Raw genomic sequence first — 18927 nt, forward strand, 5'->3', positions numbered from 1 at the left:
GAACCTGAACCACCGTGCGGCAGCCGTCGGTTCTACTTGTTGTCGTCGTTCGGACGGAACGCGGTAGTCGCGTCGGCTGCCGGATCGGCGGTCTGCTCGCCACCGAACGGCTGCGGCTGACCCGGCGACGACGGCTGCGCACCATAGGTCGGCGCACCGAACGGCTGGCCCTGCTGCTGCCCACCGAAGGTCTGCGTCGCGCTCTCGTCGGGACGAGGCTGTGCCTGCGGCGCCGAACCATACGGCGAGGGCTGCTGCTGCGGCTGCGGGGCACCGTACTGCTGGCCGTACGGCGACTGCTGCGGCTGACCGTAGGCCTGCTGACCCGGCTGGCCGTAGGACGGCTGCTGCGCCTGCGGGACCGACGGCTGGCTCTGCTGGCCGTACGGCGACGGCGACTGCGTCGGGTACTGGCCACCGGTCTGGGCCTGGCCGTAACCGGTCTGACCGTACTGCTGGCCGCCGGTCTGGCCGTAGCCCTGCTGGCCGTAACCCTGCTGACCGTACTGGCCGTACTGGCCCGGCTGCTGTTGCGGCTGAGCCGGTTTCGGCGCGGGCACCTTGATGATCCCCAGCCCGAACAGCAGTGCCAGCACCAGCAACACAGCGACGACGAACGAGAACGCGGCGACGACGAACGCGCCCCACTGCAGTTCCACGCCTTCGCCCACACTGATCAGCGAGACGACGACACCGAGGAACGAGGCCACCGCGAGTGCGGCGGCGACACCGAGGACATTCTGCTTGGGCAGCAACGACAGCCCGGCCAGCAAGGCAGCGGCCAGGATGAGCGTCGCGATCGCGCCGTTGCTGGACTCGAACATGCTGCCGGTCGAGGTCTCACGCAGCGCGGTGAAGCCGACATAGGGTGCGAAGCCGAGGAGGAAGGTGACGACGCCGAGTCCGGCTGCGGCCGCGGTCAGAATGAACGGCAGCCCTTTGCCTTCCGAACCGGTCGCGGTCGATGGCGCAGCCGCGGCGGCTCCGGTACTCGGGCCCTGGGGCGCGGCGGGTGTCACGGGTGCGTTGTACCCGGAGCCCCCGGTCGGGTATGACATGTCTCGTCGTCTCCTTGTCGAGTCGTGCGCATCGGTCGCGTCGAACTGACTGGTGCCTGATCCGATACCTGACGCTACTGCACGCCACGGCCCCGGTCATCACCAACCGATGCAGGCTGTGGATAAACCACTACCTGTGGATGAATCGACGAAGGCCGCCCAGGTTAAACCTGAAAGCGGCCTTCGACAGTGTGAGATTTCAGATCACGCAGAAGCGATAGACGCCTTCTCCAAGATCTCGCGAGCGAGCGCGGCGGTGGCGGACGGCGTCTTGCCGACCTTCACGCCTGCGGCCTCGAGCGCGTCCTGCTTGGCCTGCGCGGTACCGCCACCACTGGAGACGATGGCGCCGGCGTGGCCCATGGTCTTGCCCTCGGGCGCGGTGAAACCGGCGACGTAGCCGACGACCGGCTTGGTCACGTTGGCCTTGATGTAGGCGGCCGCACGCTCTTCGGCGTCGCCACCGATCTCGCCGATCATGACGATGATCTTGGTCTCGGGGTCCTTCTCGAACGCCTCGATGGCGTCGATGTGGGTGGTGCCGATAACCGGGTCGCCGCCGATGCCGATCGCGGTCGAGAAACCGAAATCACGCAGCTCGTACATCATCTGGTAGGTCAGGGTGCCCGACTTCGACACCAGGCCGATCGGGCCCTTGCCGGTGATGTTGTTCGGGGTGATGCCGACCAGCGCCTCGCCGGGGGTGATGATGCCGGGGCAGTTCGGGCCGATGATGCGGGTCTTCTCGCCCTTTTCGACGTTGTAGGCCCACGCGTAGGCGGAGTCCTGCACCGGGATGCCCTCGGTGATGACCACGAGCAGCGGGATCTCCGCGTCGATGGCCTCGATGATGGCGTCCTTGGAGAAGGCGGGCGGCACGAACGCGATGGAGGTGTCGGCGCCGGTCTTCTCGATCGCCTCGGCGACGGAGGCGAACACGGGCAGCTCGATCTCGTTGCCGTCTTTATCGGTGTGCTTGACCGTGGTCCCGGCCTTGCGCGCGTTCACGCCGCCGACGACGTTGGTGCCCGCCTTCAGCATCAGCGCGGTGTGCTTGGTGCCCTCGCCGCCGGTGATGCCCTGGACGATGACCTTGTTGTCCTTGTTCAGGAAGATGGACATGTTTACGGTTCCTTACTTGGCTGCGGCGAGTTCGGCAGCCTTGTCGGCGCCTTCGTCCATGGTCTGGGCCAGCGTCACCAGCGGGTGGTTGGCCTCGGCGAGGATGCGACGACCCTCTTCGACGTTGTTGCCGTCCAGGCGAACGACCAGCGGCTTGGTGGCCGCGGCACCGAGCACCTCGAGCGCGCCGACGATGCCGTTGGCGACCGCGTCGCACGCGGTGATGCCACCGAACACGTTGACGAACACACTCTTGACCTGCGCGTCGCCCAGGATGACGTCCAGACCAGCGGCCATCACGGCAGCCGAGGCGCCGCCGCCGATGTCGAGGAAGTTGGCCGGCTTCACGCCGCCGTGGTTCTCACCGGCGTAGGCGACGACGTCCAGGGTCGACATGACCAGACCGGCGCCGTTGCCGATGATGCCGACCTCACCGTCGAGCTTGACGTAGTTGAGGTCGTTTTCCTTGGCCTTGAGCTCGAGCGGGTCGGTCGCGTCGACGTCGGCGAACTCGAGGTGGTCGGGATGCCGGTACTCGGCGTTCTCGTCCAGGGTGACCTTGCCGTCGAGGGCGAGGATCTCGTCGGTGGGGGTGCGCACCAGCGGGTTGACCTCGACCAGGGTGGTGTCTTCGTTGATGAAGACCTCCCACAGCTTCTGGATGGTCACGGCCGCGGCGTCGAGCACGTCGGCGGGCAGGTGCCCCTTCTCCGCGATCTCACGGGCGAAGGCCAGGTCGACACCCTTGACGGCGTCGACGGCGATCTTGGCGAGACGCTCGGGAGTCTTCTCCGCGACCTCTTCGATCTCCATGCCGCCCTCGACCGAACACATGGCCAGGTAGGTGCGGTTGGAACGGTCGAGCAGGAAGGAGATGTAGTACTCCTCCGCGATGTCCTTGGCCTCGGCGACCAGAAGCTTCTTGACGATGTGGCCCTTGATGTCGAGGCCGAGGATGTTCTGCGCGTGCGTGAACGCGTCGTCCGGAGTGGCCGCGTACTTGACGCCGCCAGCCTTGCCGCGGCCGCCCACCTTGACCTGCGCCTTGACCATCACAGGCTTGCCGATTTCCTCGGCAATGGCGCGTGCTTCTTCAGCCGTGTCGCAAACACGACCCTCGGACGAAGGCACTCCGTGCTTAACGAAGAGCTCCTTCGCCTGATATTCGAAGAGATCCATGTACTCACCGTCTCGTCTGCGTTGCTATGACAACGTCTTTGTTGGCGGCCCGACGTCGGTAGCGGGTCGGATCGGACTGTAGCTAGTCACGGGGAGGGCTAAACGACCACGTTCATAGTAAGTGGCGCAGGTCACGACCCATAACGGGAGCCCCGGAAAACCGCTGGCCAAGGCTACTGGCGAGTAGTTTTCCGCCGTTTGCCAGTGCCTTGGCAGGTAGGGCCACCTAAAGCCCGGACACCCCGGCATCTACTACGTTATGTCGTCGACAGACCTCACCCGAGATGCCGGAAAACGGTGAGTTATTCCTCCGCGTTACGGTGACGAATGTCACACACAGGTGTAGGTTTTCGACCAGCGCTTGCCACTCTGCAATCGCTTCGTTACCGTCAATGCGGTCGAAGTCACAACCAGGTCACGACAACCAGGTCACGACTGGCAAGTCAGGACTGAGGAGGACGACAAGCTTGAGGTACTTCAGTACTCGCTTGGAACAGCTGGCGATTCGGTACGGCCGATGAACCACCGCTCCACCCTTCCAGTCGAAAATCGCACCAGCTCCGACCGCCGTTACCGGTATGCCGACGAATACACGTCGCATCCGCAGGCCCGTCGAGCCCCCGCCGCCGCATGGCCGCAGACCGACGATGCGTGGCGCGACCAGAACACCTGGTCCGACGACGCGGCATGGACGCCCGCCGAGGACGAATGGACCGCGGACGAGTCCTATGACACCGGCACGTACAGCGCCGACTGGGCGCCCGTGGCCGAAGAGACCACCGCGGAAGAGCGCCCCGCGCCGCGCCGCGCCGAACGTCGCGGCGGCGCACACCGCGTCCCCGCACCGCCCGCCGCGCTGAAGGGCCGCGCCGCGGTCATCGCCGTCGCCGCGGGCGCTGTTGTCGCCGCGGGTCAGGCGGCAATGGCCGATCCGGGCCAGCCCGCACACGGCATCGATTACGAGGCAGCGGGCCAGGTCCACGAGATCGCCGCCCAGTCGATGAGCACCGCCGACGTCGGCGACCCTGGCACCGGCGCTTCGCCGCAGGTACTCGACGCCACCGCCGTCGCCGACAAGAGCCATTTCGACGACATCCTCGCCAAGGGCGCCAAGTTCGCCGAAGACCTCGCCGCCCAGGAATCCGCCAAGCTGCGGCCCCTGTTCACCAAGTTCACCTCGGGCAACTACACCTCCGGCTTCGGCGCCCGCTGGGGCGTCCAGCACCTCGGCATCGACGTCGCCGGCCCGATCGGCACCCCGATCTACGCGGTCGCCGACGGCACCATCATCGAAGCGGGCCCGGCCTCCGGTTTCGGCATGTGGGTCCGCGTCCTGCACGACGACGGCACCGTCACCATCTACGGCCACATCGACACCGCCACCGTCTCGCAGGGCGAGCGCGTGATGGCGGGCGACCAGATCGCCACCATGGGCAACCGCGGCTTCTCCACCGGCCCGCACTGCCACTTCGAGGTCTGGCTCAACGGCACCGACAAGATCGACCCGGTCCCCTGGCTCGCCACCCGCGGCATCAGCCTGGGCTCCCAGCGCGACTGACGTGGCGTGAAGTCGCTTCTACGTGACCAGTAGCACGCTTCCGCTCTGTCAGGGGCGGGGTTAGCGTTGCGGTATGGCTGGTACGACGAAGTACACGCAGTTCATCGGGCTCGCACCGGAATTGGTGTGGGGTGTGCTCGGGGATCTCGAGCAGTGGCCGGAGTGGAATCCCGGAGTGCGATCGGTGCGGATGCACTCGCCGCTCGCTGTCGGGGCCACCGGCGATTATCTGCCCAACGGGAACGTCTCGGCCCGGATCCACAGGCGGTTCGCAAAAGCGTTCACTGTCACCACCTTCGAACCGAATCGTGAGCTCGGGATCGAGCAGCCCGAACCCGCGGGCGCCATGCATCTCACCTGGCGGCTGACGCCCCGCGACGGTGGCACCGAGATCACCCAGGAACTCCGCTTCACCGGCCCCTCCGCCGGTGCGGCGCGCACCGTCGTTCGCCCCTTCATCGAAACCGATGCGCGCGTGAACTTCTCGCGCCTGGCCCGGTTGGCCGGACTCGCCCCCGTCGACAGCGCGCTGAATGTCGTCATCGCGGGCGGCACCGGCGCACTCGGACTCCAGATCGCCGCCGATCTGACCTGCCGCGGACAGCGCGTCACCCTGCTGACCCGCCGCCGCAACCCCGATCTCCCGTTCCGCCAGACCGAATGGGACGGCCGCTCGCTCGGCTCCTGGTCGGCCGAACTGCGCGAACCCGGTCGGCTCGCGGTGATCAACCTCGCCGGAAAGCTGGTCGACTGCAGGCCGACCGAACGCAATATCGCCGAATTGCGCTCCAGCCGAGTCGATTCCACCGCCGCTCTGGTCGCCGCCGCGGGCCTGCGCGACACCCCCGTCGACTACTGGGTGCAAGCCAGCACCACGGCCATCTGGTCGGACGCGGGCGAAACCCGGTGCACCGAAACAACTCCCCTCCCGGTCGGGCTCCCGCAGATGACCGGCGTGGCCCAGCCGTGGGAGGAGGCGTTCGATCCCGCGCGCGCCGACCACTGGACGGTGCTGCGCACCTCCATCGTTCTCGCCCCCGACGCCCCCGCCCTCAAACGCCTCGGCCAGCTCACCAAGGCCGGTCTCGGCGGCCGCGTCGGCCCCGGCGATCAGTGGTTCAGCTGGATCCACATCGAGGACTGGCTGGCCATCGTCCGAACCTGCCTCGGCCTCGACCCCACCGTCGCCCTCCCCGACGGCATCGTCGTCGCCGCCACCGAATTCCCGGTCCGCAACGCCGAACTCATGGCCACTCTCCGCCGAATCCTGCACCGTCCCTCATCACCCCCCACCCCCTCGGCGATCCTGAAGATAGGCGCGGTAGCCCTGCGCACCGACCCGGCCCTCGGCCTCACCGGCCGCCACGCCACCTCCGAAGTCCTCCACAAGGCAGGCTTCGAGTTCCGCTACCCCACCCTCGACGAAGCCCTGACAGACCTGCTCGGTTCCGCCTCACCGCGTATTCCGCGTGCCGTCCGGGAGCTCGACCGTTAGGTTGCCCGACCACCTCACAACTTCACAATGGTCCGACTGAACTGCGGAATCAGCCGGATCTTGCCAGCGGACCCGAAGTCGATGGTCACCGTAGCCAACGGACCCACACCATCGGCCGCGACAACCCGCCCCAACCCGTACTTGTCGTCGGTGACCCGATCGCCCACGGCCAGCACCAACTCCGTGTTGTTGCGCTTCACCGCACCGCCCGGCGCCGGCCTTCGCTCGCCGGATCCCCCACGCACGCCGGGCCGCTGATCCCACCCGTTCCCACTGGTCCAGTCTCGATCGAAGCCGCTGTCCTCACCCCGACGCCGCCCCCGCTGCACCGGCGAGATCACCGGCTCCAGCCTGCGCCAATCCAGCAGATGCTGCGGAATCTCCTGCAGGAAACGCGATTCCGGGTTGGACACCGGCTGCCCCCACCCCGACCGCACCACCGCGCGCGAAAGATAGAGCCGCTGCCGCGCCCGCGTGATCCCCACATAGGCCAACCGGCGTTCCTCGGCGAGCTCGTTCGGATCACCCAGCGCCCGCATGTGCGGGAACTGCCCGTCCTCCCAACCGGTGACGAACACCACCGGGAATTCCAGCCCCTTGGCCGTGTGCAGCGTCATCATGGTGACCACACCCGTGCCCTCGTCCGGGATCTGATCGGTATCGGCGACCAAGGACACCCGCTCGAGGAAAGCCGCCAGCGATCCCGGCTCTGGCTCACCGTCGCCCGCCTCCGGCACCAGCCCTTCCTCGCGCGCCGCCTCGGCATTGTTGAACGCCTCGGAACTGAATTCGCGTGCGACGCTGACCAATTCGTTGAGGTTATCGAGCCGGGCGCCGTCTTGCGGATCGTCGGAGGCTTCCAGTTCGCCGCGATATCCGGTGCGGTCGAGCACCGCCTCGACCACGTTCCCCACATCGGGATAGTCGCTGTCGGCTCGCTTGCCCGCCACCCGAATCTCGTCGAGCAGATCGAGGAATCCCGCGATGGCCCGCTGCGCACGGGTATTCAGCAACGCGACCTTGCCATCGGCAGCGTCACGCAGCGCCGCGGCGAAACCGATACCGCGCTGTTCGGCGTGCACCGCCACGCACGCCTCCGCCCGATCGCCGATCCCGCGACGGGGAGTATTGAGAATGCGGCGCACACTCACCGCGTCCTCGGGATTCTCCAGCACGCGCAGGTATGCCACCACGTCACGCACTTCTTTGCGCTCGTAGAACCGCACACCACCGACGACCTTGTACGGCAGGCCCATTCGGATGAAGATCTCTTCCAGCGCACGCGAATTGTTGTTGGTGCGATAGAACACCGCCACGTCGCCGTAGTTGGCATCGCCCGTGTCGACGAGCCGGTCGATTTCCTTGGCGACGAAGGAGGCTTCGTCGTGTTCGTTGTCGGCGACGTAGCCGGTGATCAGTTCACCCTCGCCGGAATCGGTCCACAGTTTCTTCTCGCGCCTGCCCTCGTTACGCGAGATCACCGCGTTGGCGGCGGACAGAATGTGCTGGGTGGAGCGGTAGTTCTGCTCCAGCAGAATGGTTTCCGCATCCGGGAAGTCGCGTTCGAATTCCTCGATGTTGCGGATCGTGGCGCCACGGAACGCGTAGATCGACTGGTCGGCGTCACCGACCACGCACAACTCGCTCGGCTCGACCGCCTGTTCCTCCGACTCGCTGTGATGCCCGACCAACTCACGCACGAGCACATACTGGGCGTGGTTGGTGTCCTGGTACTCGTCGACCAGCACATGCCGGAACCGGCGCCGGTAGTACTCGGCCACCTGCGGATGGTTCTGCAGCAGCGCCACGGTCTCGCCGATCAGATCATCGAAGTCCATCGCGTTGGCTGTGCGCAACCGCCGCTGGTACTCGGCGTAGACCCTGGCGACCAGAGCGGGCAGTTCGGTGTCGTCGGCTTCGGCATCGGCGGCGGCCTTTTCCGGACCGATCAGTTCGTTCTTCAGATTCGAAATGGCCGTCGACAGCAACCGCGCGGAATACTTCTTCGTGTCGATCTCGAAATCGCGGCTGATCATCGTCAGCAAACGCCGCGAATCATCCGCGTCGTAGATCGAGAAATTCGAATTCAAGCCGGGCAGCAGCGCCGCCTGCATCCGCAGAATGCGCACGCAGCTGGAATGGAAGGTCGACACCCACATGCTGGTCGCGCGCGGACCGACCAGCCCGGCGACGCGTTCACGCATCTCGGCGGCGGCCTTGTTGGTGAAGGTGATGGCCAGGATCTCGCCGGTGCGCACACCCCGCGCCGCGAGCAGATACGCGATTCGACGGGTGAGCACCGCGGTCTTGCCCGAGCCCGCGCCCGCCACGATCAGCAGCGGGGACCCCGCGTGCATCACCGCGGCACGCTGGGGCGGGTTGAGCCCGTCGAGCAATCGCTCGATCTCCTCGGCGCGCTGTTGTTCGCGCTCCTGGCGGCGCTGGGACTGTTCGGCACTGTTCCTGGCCGCCGCCTGAGCCAGCGCGGACGCACCGCTTCCACCACCGTCCGCAGGCGGTAGCGCGGCACCGCTCGGCGCGGGCGCCGGTTCGCTGGGATCGGTGGCTGAGGCGTGGGGAGCGACCGTGATGTCCATCGTCTGTCCACGCTACCGGCGGCCACCGACAAGCCGCGAACTGCGGCCGCCGAGGTGGCCGGCAGGCGGCAGCTCGGCAAACTACGGGTGAACTCGACCAGGTAGGCGCGAGCAGCGCTGGTGAACGTTCTCAGCGAATTCACAAACTGAACTGTTTTGCCTACCTAGCGCCCCATGGCAGACTGGGCGACATGGTCAGCGCTTCTCCGCATGCCCGGATCGGAGGCCGATCCGATATCGTGGCGGCGAGTACGACTTGTGTGTACTCCCGGGGGATCATGTACCGCCCATCGGGAAAGTTTCAGGGTGACGGAACAGATCGGGTAACAGGCCGTTCGGTTTGACCGATCCAAGTTCTGACACGAGGAGATGAATGATGAGCACCCCCGCTACGACCACCGGCTCCGATTCGGCCTTGCCGCAGTCCGAAGCCGAGATCGACAAGCTCCGCCTCGAGATCGATCAGCTCGATGCCACGATCCTCGCCGCGATCAAACGCCGCAGCGAAATTTCCCGGATCATCGGCCGCACCCGCATGGCTTCCGGCGGGACGCGCCTGGTCCACAGCCGTGAGATGAAGGTGCTCGAGCGCTTCAGTGAGCTCGGCCAGGAGGGCCACACCCTCGCCATGCTCCTGCTCCGCCTCGGCCGCGGCCGACTCGGCCGCTAGCCCCAGACCACAGACCTCGCGGCGGACCAGCCAGTTCGCCGCTTCCGAAAAGCCGCCCCGGGTGCGACACCATCCCCGGGGCGGTTATTTTTTGGCCCGGCTCAGGTCAGGGCGATGTATTTGGTATTCAGGTATTCCTCGATGCCCTCGGTGCCGCCCTCCCGACCGAAGCCCGACTCCTTGACCCCGCCGAACGGGGCCGCCGGGTCGGAGATGACGCCACGGTTGACGCCCACCATGCCGCTTTCCATCGCCTCCGAGATCCGAAGCGCGCGATCGAGGTCTCGGGTGAAGACGTAGCTGACCAGCCCGTATTCGGTGTCGTTGGCGGCCGCGACGCCCTCGTCCTCGGTATCGAAGGCGACGATCGGAGCCACCGGGCCGAAGACCTCCTCGCGCAGGATGCGGGCGGTCGGCGGAACATCGGCCAGGATCGTGGCCGGGTAGTACCACCCCGGACCGCTGGGGGCCTTGCCACCGATCAGGACCCGCGCGCCGACGGAGACAGCATCGTCGACCAGGTCGCTCACGATCTCGCGCTGGTCCTCGCTCACCAGCGGGCCGAGGGTGGTCGCGGAATCGGTGCCGGGGCCCATCACGACGGTGTCGGCCATCGCGGCGACGAACTTCTCGGTGAACTCGGCGACCACACCACGCTGCACGTAGAACCGGTTGGCCGCGGTGCACGCTTCGCCGCCGTTGCGCAGCTTCGCCTGCATCGCACCGGCCACGGCGGCGTCGATATCGGCATCGTCGAACACCACGAACGGTGCGTTGCCGCCCAATTCCATGGACGTGCGCAGCAACCGGTTCGCGGACGCGGAAACGAGTTTCTTGCCGACTTCGGTGGAGCCGGTGAAGGTGAGCTTGCGCAGCCGGGGATCGTCGATCAGCGGGCCCGTGACAGCCCCGGAACGCTGCGTCGTGACCACCGACAGCACCCCGTCGGGCAGGCCCGCTTCGCTGCAGAGCTTGGCCAGCGCCAGCATGGTCAGCGGCGTCGCCGAGGCGGGCTTGACGATCATCGTGCAGCCCGCCGCCAGCGCGGGCCCGATCTTGCGGGTGCCCATGGCGAGGGGGAAATTCCACGGCGTGATCGCCAGGCACGGCCCCACCGGCTGCTTGGCGACCATGATCCGCCCCGTCCCCGAGGGCGCGTTCAGATACCGCCCGTGAATCCGCACCGCCTCTTCACTGTTCCAGCGGAAGAACTCGGCGCCGTAGCGGACTTCATTGCGGCTCTCCGCGAGCGCCTTGCCCATCTCGAGCGTCATCAACAGCGCGAATTCCTCCGCCCGCGCGGTCAGCTGCTCGAACACCGTTCGCAGGATTTCGCCCCGTTCCCGCGACGGCGTCGCGGCCCAGGAGTCCCCCGCCGCGACGGCCGCGTCCAACGCCCGCATCGCGTCCTCGGGGGTCGCGTCCGCCACCTGCGCGATCACCGTCCCGTCGGCCGGATTGCGGACGTCGAAAGTCCCACCCCCGGTGGCTTCGACGGGTCCGGAGCCGATCCACAACCCCTTGGGTACGAATTCGAGTACATCGCGTTCAGACACCATGCGCCCAGCCTAAGCCCGCCGCCCCAGCCAACACCCGAACACCGAGTCGGACGATCACCACTTTCCCTCCCCACACCCGCGACCCCTAGGGAGCGGCGGCCACGAAGTGGCCGGTCCGCGGCCGGGTCGCCGGTCAGGCACCGTTGCGTAGGCGACGAAGGAGCAAGCAACGGTGCCTGACCGGCGGCCCCTTGGGGCCGCGGACACCCGCGCGCCAGCGCGCAAATAACGCGGTACCCTCGGGTCGTGAGCAGCAGCGACATCACCGCGTCGGCGGCCTGGCAGGCACTGCACGGCAATCACCGCACCGTTGCGCCGATGCATCTACGGCAACTGTTCGCCGAGGACCCGGCACGTGGCCGCGAACTGACGCTGCGGGTGGCCGACCTGCACATCGACTACAGCAAACATCGCGTGACCCGCGAAACTCTGCGCCTGCTCATCGATCTCGCGCACACGGCCGGTGTGCCGCAGCGCCGCGACGCGATGTATTCGGGTCAGCACATCAATACTTCCGAAGACCGCGCTGTCGGCCATATCGCGCTGCGCCTTCCGGTCGGCGACCAGCTGTGTATCGACGGCACCGACGCCGACGCCGAGGTGCACGACGTCCTGCACCGGATGGGCGAATTCGCCGATTCGGTGCGCTCGGGCGAGTGGCTCGGCGCGACCGGAAAACGCATCGAGACCATCGTCAATATCGGCATCGGCGGCTCGGATCTGGGGCCGGACATGGTCTATCGCGCGCTGCGCCACTATGTCGACGCGGGCATCGCCGCCCGTTTCGTCTCGAACGTCGACCCCACCGATCTGGTCGCCAAGCTCGCCGGGCTCGACCCGGCGACCACCCTGTTCGTCGTCGCGTCGAAGACCTTTTCGACGCTGGAAACCCTCACCAACGCGACCGCGGCGCGCCGCTGGCTGGTCACCGCGCTGGGCGAGGAAGCGGTCGCCAAGCATTTCGTCGCAGTATCGACGAACGCGGAACGGGTGGCCGCCTTCGGAATCGACACCGCGCACATGTTCGGTTTCTGGGATTGGGTCGGCGGCCGCTATTCGGTGGATTCGGCGATCGGCCTTTCGGTGATGGTGACCATCGGCAAGGAGAAGTTCGCGGAGTTCCTCAGCGGAATGCACGCCATAGACAAGCATTTCGCGACCGCACCGCTGGAAGAGAACGCGCCGGTGCTGCTGGCGATGCTGGGCATCTGGTACTCGAATTTCTTCGGCGCCGAATCCCGTGTGGTGCTGCCCTATTCGAACGACCTGGGTCGATTCCCGGCCTATCTGCAGCAATTGACGATGGAGTCCAACGGTAAGTCGGTGCGCGCCGACGGCACTCCGGTGACCTCGTCGACCGGCGAGATCTTCTGGGGCGAGCCGGGTACCAACGGCCAGCACGCCTTCTACCAACTCCTGCATCAGGGCACGCGCCTGATTCCCGCCGACTTCCTCGGCTTCGCCAGGTCCACCGACGACCTGCCGACCCGCGACGGCACCGGCAGCATGCAGGACATCCTGATGAGCAACCTGTTCGCGCAGTCGAAGGTGCTGGCCTTCGGCAAGACCGCCGAGGAGATCCGGGCCGAGGGCACCGACCCGGAACTGGTGCCGCACAAGGTGATGCCGGGCAACCGGCCGAGCACCACGATCCTGGCAGCGGAGCTCACACCGTCGGCGCTGGGGCAACTGATCGCGCTCTACGAGCACCAGGTGTTCGTAGAGGGCATCATCTGGGGCGTCGACAGCTTCGACCAGTGGGGCGTCGAACTGGGTAAGCAGCAGGCGCTGGCCCTGATGCCGTTGCTCAGCGAGCCGGAAAAGCCGGTGTCGGTGGGTGATTCGTCGACCGACGAGCTCATCGAGTGGTATCGGTCGCACCGCCGCTGACGTCACGCGCTTCCCGCGCGGCGCGAGTCGCGGCTTGGACCCGGCCGGTCACGCTGGTAGTGATGATGGTGAGCAGGGTGCCGAGCACCACCAGGTCGAACACGATCTGCACCATTGTCGCGATCCGCGCCGCCTGACCGGCGGCGTGCACATCGCCGTAACCGACGGTGCCGAGCGTGGCGAGCGTGTAATACAGCGCATCGGTGCGGGTTTCGAGCCCGTCGAATTGATCCGGATGAAGCTGCTGCAACCGGAAATAGAACAGGGCGAACACCACGCCGACGACGCACACGAGCAGCAGTAATCCGTCGACCTGCGCACCCATGGCGGTCGGCGCCCTGAGGTAGTTATCGATCCGCCGCCAGACCAGCCAGCCGATTCCCGCGAGCCCGGCCAGGAACAGACACACCCCCAGCAACCGCCCCGGCCACGCGTCGAGCTCGAACGCCCAACCCACTGGCACGCTGTAGTACAGCAACACCGAGCAAAACGCCGCCGCACCATTGCGCATCACATGATGGGGGAACCGCCGATCTCGCGTCATCACTCCATGATTGCCCCGAAGCCGCCGATTTCCGCGCACACGCGCCGAGCAGGTCGGAGCAGCCCGTTCGAAACGGATCAGGTCACCCGGTAGCCGTGCCCCGCGGCGGTCAACACGTGGTCAGCGCGGCCCCTACTCGCTGCTATGAGATCGGCGTTGCGCAGATCGCTCCCCGTCACCTTCTCCCGTGCCTGATCCGGCGTTCGCCCGCCGGCGGTGTGGCGGTCCATGAGTCGTTCGGTGAGCACTCCACGCGGCGCGTCCAGGTACCAGCACGCATCGAGCAGCCCGCGGACCTCAGCCCAACCCGGCGTCTCGGCATCGGTCAGCAGCAGGTAGTTGCCCTCGACGATGATCACCCGCTCGTCACACACGACCACGCCACCGTCGGTCGGCTCGTCGATCGCGCGATCGAACAGTGGCCACGGCACCGGCGCTCCGACCGGTGTTTCCCGCAGCAACCGCAGATCCGCGACGAACCCGCCCGCGTCGAAGGTATCCGGCTCACCCTTGCGCGCCAGGGCGTTCCGCGCCCGCAGCACCTCATTTCGCAGGTGGTAGCCGTCCATCGGCGCTACCACCGCAGGACGCCCCGACGTGATCGACTCGGCGCACAGCCGCTGCGCCAGTGTCGACTTCCCGGCGCCGGGCGGCCCGGCGATCCCGAGCAGGAACCGCTCACGGCGCGTCGGAATCCGTTGAGCCAGTTCGCTCACCGACAGCACCCCGCTCGCCCAGGTCACCTGGGTACCCTACCGACGAGCGCACCGGATATCGGTGAGCACATCGGACTCAGCGCACGTCGACGAATCCGCGTTCGAGGATCGCACCGGTGTCCGCACCGACCGGCAGGGTGCCGAACGCGATGCCCCAATCACCACCGAGTCGCGTCGCACAGAAGGCGTCCGCGACGGCGGGATGTCCGTGCCGCACCAGCTGCGCGCCCTGCAGGACCAGTGCCATGAGTTCCACGACGCGTCGAGCGCGATATTCGATGTCGGACAGGTCGGTGAGTTCCTTGCCGACGCGGTCGATCGCGTCGTCGAGGCGCGAATCGGCACCACGAGCGAGACCGACCTCGGCGAAGTACGCCTCGACCGTCTCGGGCTGACGTCCCATGGCGCGCAGAGCGTCCAGCGCCGCCACATTGCCCGAACCCTCCCAGATCGACATGAGCGGCGCCTCGCGGTACAGCCGCGGCATCCCCGATTCCTCGGCATATCCGTTGCCGCCGAGACATTCCAGTGCTTCGGCGGCATGGGCGGGAGCACGCTTGCAGACCCAGTATTTGGTGATGGCGAGTGCGATCCGGCGCAGCGCCGCTTCGGCCGGATCGCTGCCCGCGCGGTCGGTGGCGCCGGCCAGTCGCATCATCACCGTGGTCGCGGCATCCGATTCGACGACGAGGTCGGCGAGCACATTGCGCATCGCGGGCTGATCGATCAGCTTGGCGCCGAACGCTTCTCGATGCCTGGCGTGATGGATCGCGGTCACCGCGCCGAGCCGCATGCCGGTGGCCGAGCCGATCACACAGTCGAGGCGGGTCATATTGACCATCTCGATGATCGTCTTCACACCTGCCCCCTCGGCGCCGACGAGCCAGCCGGTGGCGTTCTCGTACTCGATCTCCGAGGACGCGTTGGACTTGTTGCCCAGCTTGTCTTTCAGTCGCTGGATGCGGATGGGGTTGCGGGTGCCGTCGGGCAGCACGCGCGGCAGCAGGAAACACGACAGGCCACCGGGGGCCTGGGCGAGGGTGAGGAACATGTCCGACATGGGCGCCGAGGTGAACCACTTGTGCCCGACGATGCGGTACGAACCATCGGGTTGTGGTGTGGCGGTGGTGGTGTTGGCCCGGACGTCGGAGCCGCCCTGCTTCTCCGTCATCGACATGCCCGCGATGAGCCCGGCCTTGGTCGACGGCTCGCGCAGGCCGAAATCGTAGGTGCGTGAACCGAGTAGCGACTCGAAGCGGGCGGCCAGTTCGGGATTGTGGCGCAACGCGGGCACCACCGCGTAGGTCATCGAGATCGGGCACATGTGCCCGGCGTCCGCGGCGCCCCAGGTGAAGAACTTGGCGGCGCGAGCGGTGTGCGCGCCCGACCGCTCGTCCAGCCACGGCGAACCGTGTAGGCCGTGCGCCACCGCGACCTTCATCAGGTCGTGCCAGTGCGGGTGGAATTCCACCTCGTCGACCCGATTACCCCACCGATCGTGGGTGTGCAGCACCGGCGGGTACTCGTTGGCCAGCCTGCCCCACTCCTGCGCCTCGAAACCGCCTGCCAGCGCACCGAGTTCGCGCACTTCCGCTTCGGCCCAGCCTGCCCCTTCGCGGTGCAGTCCTTCCAGCAGCGCGGGGTTGCGCGCGCCGTCGAAGGGGATCAGCGGTGGCGCCTGGTTGAACACTTCGTGGGTCGGCATGTCCTGCAACTCCTTCGACTACAACGTTTCCGGGCGCGCACCAAGGGCGCGCACGGCGAAAGCAACCAATTCCGGAATGACGGTCTCGGCGTGCGGAGCCGCCGCCAACGGCCCGACGAGTACCTCGCCGATCGCGCCGACAAGGGCAGCGGCGGTGAGGCTCGGGTCCTGCGCGGGCAAACGCCCTTCGGCGACACCGTGTGCGATAGCGGTCTCGAACGACGCGGCGAACGCGCGCCGGAATTCCAGCCGTTGCGCGTCGACCGCGGGGTCGACGGGCTCGGCCAGCAGGACATAGGCCAGTTTCGGATTCTTCAGCGCACGACCGGCGAAGGTCTCCACCGCGGCGGTGACCCGCCCGACCACGTCACCGGCGGCCACCGCGGCCCGCACGGCGTCGACCTCGCGGGCGACCACCGTCTCGAACACCGCCGCTACCAACTCGGCCTTGTTCTCGAACTGCTTGTACACGGTGCCGGTCGCGATTCCCGCCTCGGCGGCGACCGCGGCCATCGACAACCCGGCGAACCCGTCACGCGAGAGCACGCCGGTGGCGCCCTGCACGATCAGCGCCCGTTGCGCGTCGAGCCGGGCCTGCACGGCCGGGGTCCTGCGATACACCATGTGAAGAAGTGAACCATTAATTCACCTCTTCACACAAGGGTGCCATGGCCGTATGGTCGAGGAATGGAACCATCGACCGGTCAGCCGGCTCCACCCTCCGTGCGCGTCGAGCACGCAGGCCCGGTCACGACGGTGATCCTGGATCGCCCACAGGCCCGCAACGCGGTGGACGGCCCGACCGCCCGCGCGCTGGTGGAGGCCTTCCGCGCCTTCGACGCCGACCCCACGTCCTCGGTGGCAGTGCTGTGGGGCGAGAACGGCACCTTCTGCTCCGGCGCCGACCTCAAAGCCCTCGGCACCGAGAACAGCAATCACGCCGCCGAGGACGGTGACGGCCCGATGGGCCCGACCCGGCTGCGCCTGTCCAAGCCGGTGATCGCGGCGGTCTCCGGGTACGCCGTGGCGGGCGGGCTCGAACTGGCCCTGTGGTGCGATCTGCGCATTGCCGAGCAGGACGCCACTTTCGGCGTCTTCTGCCGCCGCTGGGGCGTCCCACTGATCGACGGCGGCACCGTGCGCCTGCCGCGCATCGTCGGCGAAGGTCGCGCACTCGACATGATCCTCACCGGCCGCCCGGTGAGCGCGCCCGAAGCACTGCAGATGGGCCTGGTCACCCGGGTCGTGCCCACCGGCGATGCCCGCCGCGTCGCCGAGGAGCTGGCCGCCCAGCTCGCGGCGCTGCCCCAAACATGTCTGCGCACCGACCGCGCCGCCCTGTACGACCAGTACGGCCACACCGAGGAAGAGGCGCTGCGCGTCGAATTCCGGCACGGCCTGACCGCCCTGACCGGCGGTGCGCTCGACGGCGCCGCCCGCTTCGCCGCGGGTGAGGGCAGGCACGGTAGCGCAGACCGCCGCTGATGGACCGTCTCACGGTCGTCGACGAGATCTTCCTGCGCACCCACCGCGGCATGGGCACCCCCATCGCGCTCCAAGGGCTCTGGCGCACCACCGATGCGATGGAACCCGCTCTCCTGCAAGCGATTCACGACCGCTTACGTCGCGGCTGGTTGGGTCGCAGAGTCGTCAACCCGCGAGTCCCCGGCGCCCGCCGCGCCTGGCAGCCCAACACCGGAGCGCACGCTCTCGACCTCCTCCCGAACGCCGTCGGGACATCCGAAGCAGGTTGGCCGACAACACCGATGAGCCCGGACGACCGCACTTCCAGCAGCGTGGGGCCACTCGTCGAGAACGCGATCCTGCCCTGGGCCGATGGACTCGGCACCGACCTCGACCCGGAGTACACCCCGGGATGGCGTCTGTCGGCCGCGCGCCTGGACGACGGCGGAACCGTGGCGGCCGTGACGTGTTCACACGCACTCGCCGATGCCCGTGGCCTGATCCACGCCCTCACCGTCGCCCTCGACTCCCTCGGAGCCGAGGAGCCCACTCGCGCATCACCGGCCGCCGAGCAGGACCTGAACAGCGGCGGGAAAAGCACCCGCGCAACGTCTTCGGACTGGGCTGACGCGCGCACCCAATGGACCACCATCATCAGCGGCACCGCACGTGCGCTGCGCCGAGGCATCCCGCGGCCACCCGCAACCAGCACCCCCGACACGTCGATCGATCGCGCAATCCACAGCACCCTGCTCACCTTCGACGCGGACCACTGGGACACCACCGCGGCCACGGCCGACGGAACCGCGAACAGCCTGTTCATCCACCTGATCGCGAACATCCTGTGGCACACCGGATTTCCGGATCCGACGATCATCGCGAGCCTCCCCGTGGACACCCGCGACGAACCACGCGTCGACAACGACCTCGCGATGACCGAGATCGCGATCCACCGCACCGACTCCCCCGCGACAATCCGCGACAAGGCCAAAGCCGCCTATCAGCGCCGAATGTCGAGCCCCGCGAGCCTTCCCGAGGAGATCCTCCAGGTACTCCCCGACCGCTGGGCCCACACCCTCAGCAAGGGCGCGGGCGAGCGAGACATCCTGTGCTCCAACATCGGCGCCCTCCCCGAAGCCGTGCGAAAAGTCGGGCCGCACAACTGCACCCGAGTAGCCGCGCGCGCGATCCACCCCGACATCACCACTTTCCCCCGCACCCGACTCGCGGGCTACCTCTCCCACCTCGGCAACACCTACACACTCGCCCTGGTCAGCCTCGACGCCGACGCCGATTCTCTGTCCGAAGCCATCGACAAATCTTGTGCGACAACAGGAGTGCGTCCCCTCCCCCGGTAGGCAAGCGGCCGC

15 protein-coding genes are annotated in these 18927 nt (G+C 67.5%); 6 read left to right on the forward strand and 9 right to left on the reverse strand.

Translation table 11 applies throughout. From position 1 onward, the window contains the following. Positions 1-32 precede the first annotated feature (32 nt). The 3 genes from ASD42_RS11910 to sucC form a co-directional block, all read right to left on the reverse strand. Entirely contained in the window at positions 33-1058 is a 1026-nt protein-coding gene (locus ASD42_RS11910) for a DUF5336 domain-containing protein (RefSeq protein ID WP_056814014.1), read from the reverse strand. A 204-nt stretch (positions 1059-1262) separates the two neighbouring features. Further along, positions 1263-2180, reverse strand: coding sequence for a succinate--CoA ligase subunit alpha (sucD, locus tag ASD42_RS11915; RefSeq protein WP_056814017.1), 918 nt, complete (start codon positions 2178-2180; stop codon positions 1263-1265). Positions 2181-2192: 12 nt separating this feature from the next. Next, positions 2193-3359: an ADP-forming succinate--CoA ligase subunit beta gene (sucC, locus tag ASD42_RS11920; RefSeq protein ID WP_056814020.1), complete on the reverse strand. Its 1167-nt coding sequence runs from the start codon at positions 3357-3359 to the stop codon at positions 2193-2195. A gap of 517 nt (positions 3360-3876) precedes the next feature. Between sucC and ASD42_RS11925 the strand changes: the two genes are divergently transcribed. Together ASD42_RS11925 and ASD42_RS11930 are read left to right on the forward strand one after the other, a co-directional pair. Then, complete coding sequence (locus ASD42_RS11925; RefSeq protein WP_056814023.1) at positions 3877-4917, forward strand: M23 family metallopeptidase; 1041 nt, start codon at positions 3877-3879, stop codon at positions 4915-4917. A gap of 73 nt (positions 4918-4990) precedes the next feature. Then, entirely contained in the window at positions 4991-6412 is a 1422-nt protein-coding gene (locus tag ASD42_RS11930; RefSeq protein WP_084787077.1) for a DUF1731 domain-containing protein, read from the forward strand. 14 nt (positions 6413-6426) lie between these two features. On the opposite strand, the gene ASD42_RS11935 is transcribed toward ASD42_RS11930, so the two are convergent. Then, the gene (locus ASD42_RS11935; RefSeq protein WP_235569487.1) at positions 6427-8769 is read right to left on the reverse strand and encodes a UvrD-helicase domain-containing protein; all 2343 of its coding nucleotides are present in this window, start codon (positions 8767-8769) and stop codon (positions 6427-6429) included. Between the two features lie 616 nt (positions 8770-9385). On the opposite strand from ASD42_RS11935, the gene ASD42_RS11940 reads away from it, so the two are divergent. Further along, positions 9386-9679, forward strand: coding sequence for a chorismate mutase (locus tag ASD42_RS11940; protein WP_056816138.1), 294 nt, complete (start codon positions 9386-9388; stop codon positions 9677-9679). Positions 9680-9780: 101 nt separating this feature from the next. On the opposite strand, the gene ASD42_RS11945 is transcribed toward ASD42_RS11940, so the two are convergent. After that, positions 9781-11238, reverse strand: a complete 1458-nt coding sequence (locus ASD42_RS11945) for an NAD-dependent succinate-semialdehyde dehydrogenase (RefSeq protein WP_056814026.1) — start codon at positions 11236-11238, stop codon at positions 9781-9783. Between the two features lie 246 nt (positions 11239-11484). Between ASD42_RS11945 and pgi the strand changes: the two genes are divergently transcribed. Continuing rightward, positions 11485-13128 carry a glucose-6-phosphate isomerase gene (gene pgi, locus ASD42_RS11950; RefSeq protein WP_056814028.1) on the forward strand — a complete coding sequence of 548 codons (1644 nt, stop codon included), beginning with the start codon at positions 11485-11487 and terminating at the stop codon, positions 13126-13128. Here the strand turns inward: pgi and ASD42_RS11955 are convergent. The 4 genes from ASD42_RS11955 to ASD42_RS11970 form a co-directional block, all read right to left on the reverse strand. Next, positions 13097-13672: a potassium channel family protein gene (locus tag ASD42_RS11955; protein WP_084465421.1), complete on the reverse strand. Its 576-nt coding sequence runs from the start codon at positions 13670-13672 to the stop codon at positions 13097-13099. The genes pgi and ASD42_RS11955 overlap by 32 nt on opposite strands. A 77-nt stretch (positions 13673-13749) precedes the next feature. Beyond that, a complete protein-coding gene (locus tag ASD42_RS11960; RefSeq protein WP_056814031.1) occupies positions 13750-14415 on the reverse strand; it encodes a nucleoside/nucleotide kinase family protein in 666 nt (221 codons plus the stop codon). 49 nt (positions 14416-14464) lie between these two features. After that, on the reverse strand, positions 14465-16093 hold the full coding sequence (locus ASD42_RS11965; RefSeq protein ID WP_056814034.1) for an acyl-CoA dehydrogenase family protein: 1629 nt from the start codon (positions 16091-16093) through the stop codon (positions 14465-14467). Positions 16094-16111: 18 nt separating this feature from the next. Then, positions 16112-16717 carry a TetR/AcrR family transcriptional regulator gene (locus ASD42_RS11970; RefSeq protein WP_056814038.1) on the reverse strand — a complete coding sequence of 202 codons (606 nt, stop codon included), beginning with the start codon at positions 16715-16717 and terminating at the stop codon, positions 16112-16114. Between the two features lie 63 nt (positions 16718-16780). Here ASD42_RS11970 and ASD42_RS11975 point away from each other — a divergent pair, with 63 nt between their 5' ends. Next, positions 16781-17578, forward strand: a complete 798-nt coding sequence (locus ASD42_RS11975; protein ID WP_056814041.1) for a crotonase/enoyl-CoA hydratase family protein — start codon at positions 16781-16783, stop codon at positions 17576-17578. Then, positions 17578-18915: a hypothetical protein gene (locus tag ASD42_RS11980; RefSeq protein ID WP_063893589.1), complete on the forward strand. Its 1338-nt coding sequence runs from the start codon at positions 17578-17580 to the stop codon at positions 18913-18915. The genes ASD42_RS11975 and ASD42_RS11980 overlap by 1 nt, the downstream gene beginning before the upstream one ends. Positions 18916-18927 lie beyond the last annotated feature (12 nt).

It is taken from the genome of Nocardia sp. Root136 (assembly GCF_001427185.1).
Taxonomy (GTDB): Bacteria; Actinomycetota; Actinomycetes; order Mycobacteriales; family Mycobacteriaceae; genus Nocardia; species Nocardia salmonicida.

Coding starts and splice junctions, on each gene's coding strand:
- ASD42_RS11910 (WP_056814014.1), bottom strand. CDS start 1,058: ATGTCATACCCGACCGGGGGCTCCGGGTACAACGCACCCGTGACACCC.
- sucD (WP_056814017.1), bottom strand. CDS start 2,180: ATGTCCATCTTCCTGAACAAGGACAACAAGGTCATCGTCCAGGGCATC.
- sucC (WP_056814020.1), bottom strand. CDS start 3,359: ATGGATCTCTTCGAATATCAGGCGAAGGAGCTCTTCGTTAAGCACGGA.
- ASD42_RS11925 (WP_056814023.1), top strand. CDS start 3,877: ATGAACCACCGCTCCACCCTTCCAGTCGAAAATCGCACCAGCTCCGAC.
- ASD42_RS11930 (WP_084787077.1), top strand. CDS start 4,991: ATGGCTGGTACGACGAAGTACACGCAGTTCATCGGGCTCGCACCGGAA.
- ASD42_RS11935 (WP_235569487.1), bottom strand. CDS start 8,769: ATGCACGCGGGGTCCCCGCTGCTGATCGTGGCGGGCGCGGGCTCGGGC.
- ASD42_RS11940 (WP_056816138.1), top strand. CDS start 9,386: ATGAGCACCCCCGCTACGACCACCGGCTCCGATTCGGCCTTGCCGCAG.
- ASD42_RS11945 (WP_056814026.1), bottom strand. CDS start 11,238: ATGGTGTCTGAACGCGATGTACTCGAATTCGTACCCAAGGGGTTGTGG.
- ASD42_RS11955 (WP_084465421.1), bottom strand. CDS start 13,672: ATGACGCGAGATCGGCGGTTCCCCCATCATGTGATGCGCAATGGTGCG.
- ASD42_RS11965 (WP_056814034.1), bottom strand. CDS start 16,093: ATGCCGACCCACGAAGTGTTCAACCAGGCGCCACCGCTGATCCCCTTC.
- ASD42_RS11970 (WP_056814038.1), bottom strand. CDS start 16,717: ATGGTGTATCGCAGGACCCCGGCCGTGCAGGCCCGGCTCGACGCGCAA.
- ASD42_RS11975 (WP_056814041.1), top strand. CDS start 16,781: ATGGAACCATCGACCGGTCAGCCGGCTCCACCCTCCGTGCGCGTCGAG.
- ASD42_RS11980 (WP_063893589.1), top strand. CDS start 17,578: ATGGACCGTCTCACGGTCGTCGACGAGATCTTCCTGCGCACCCACCGC.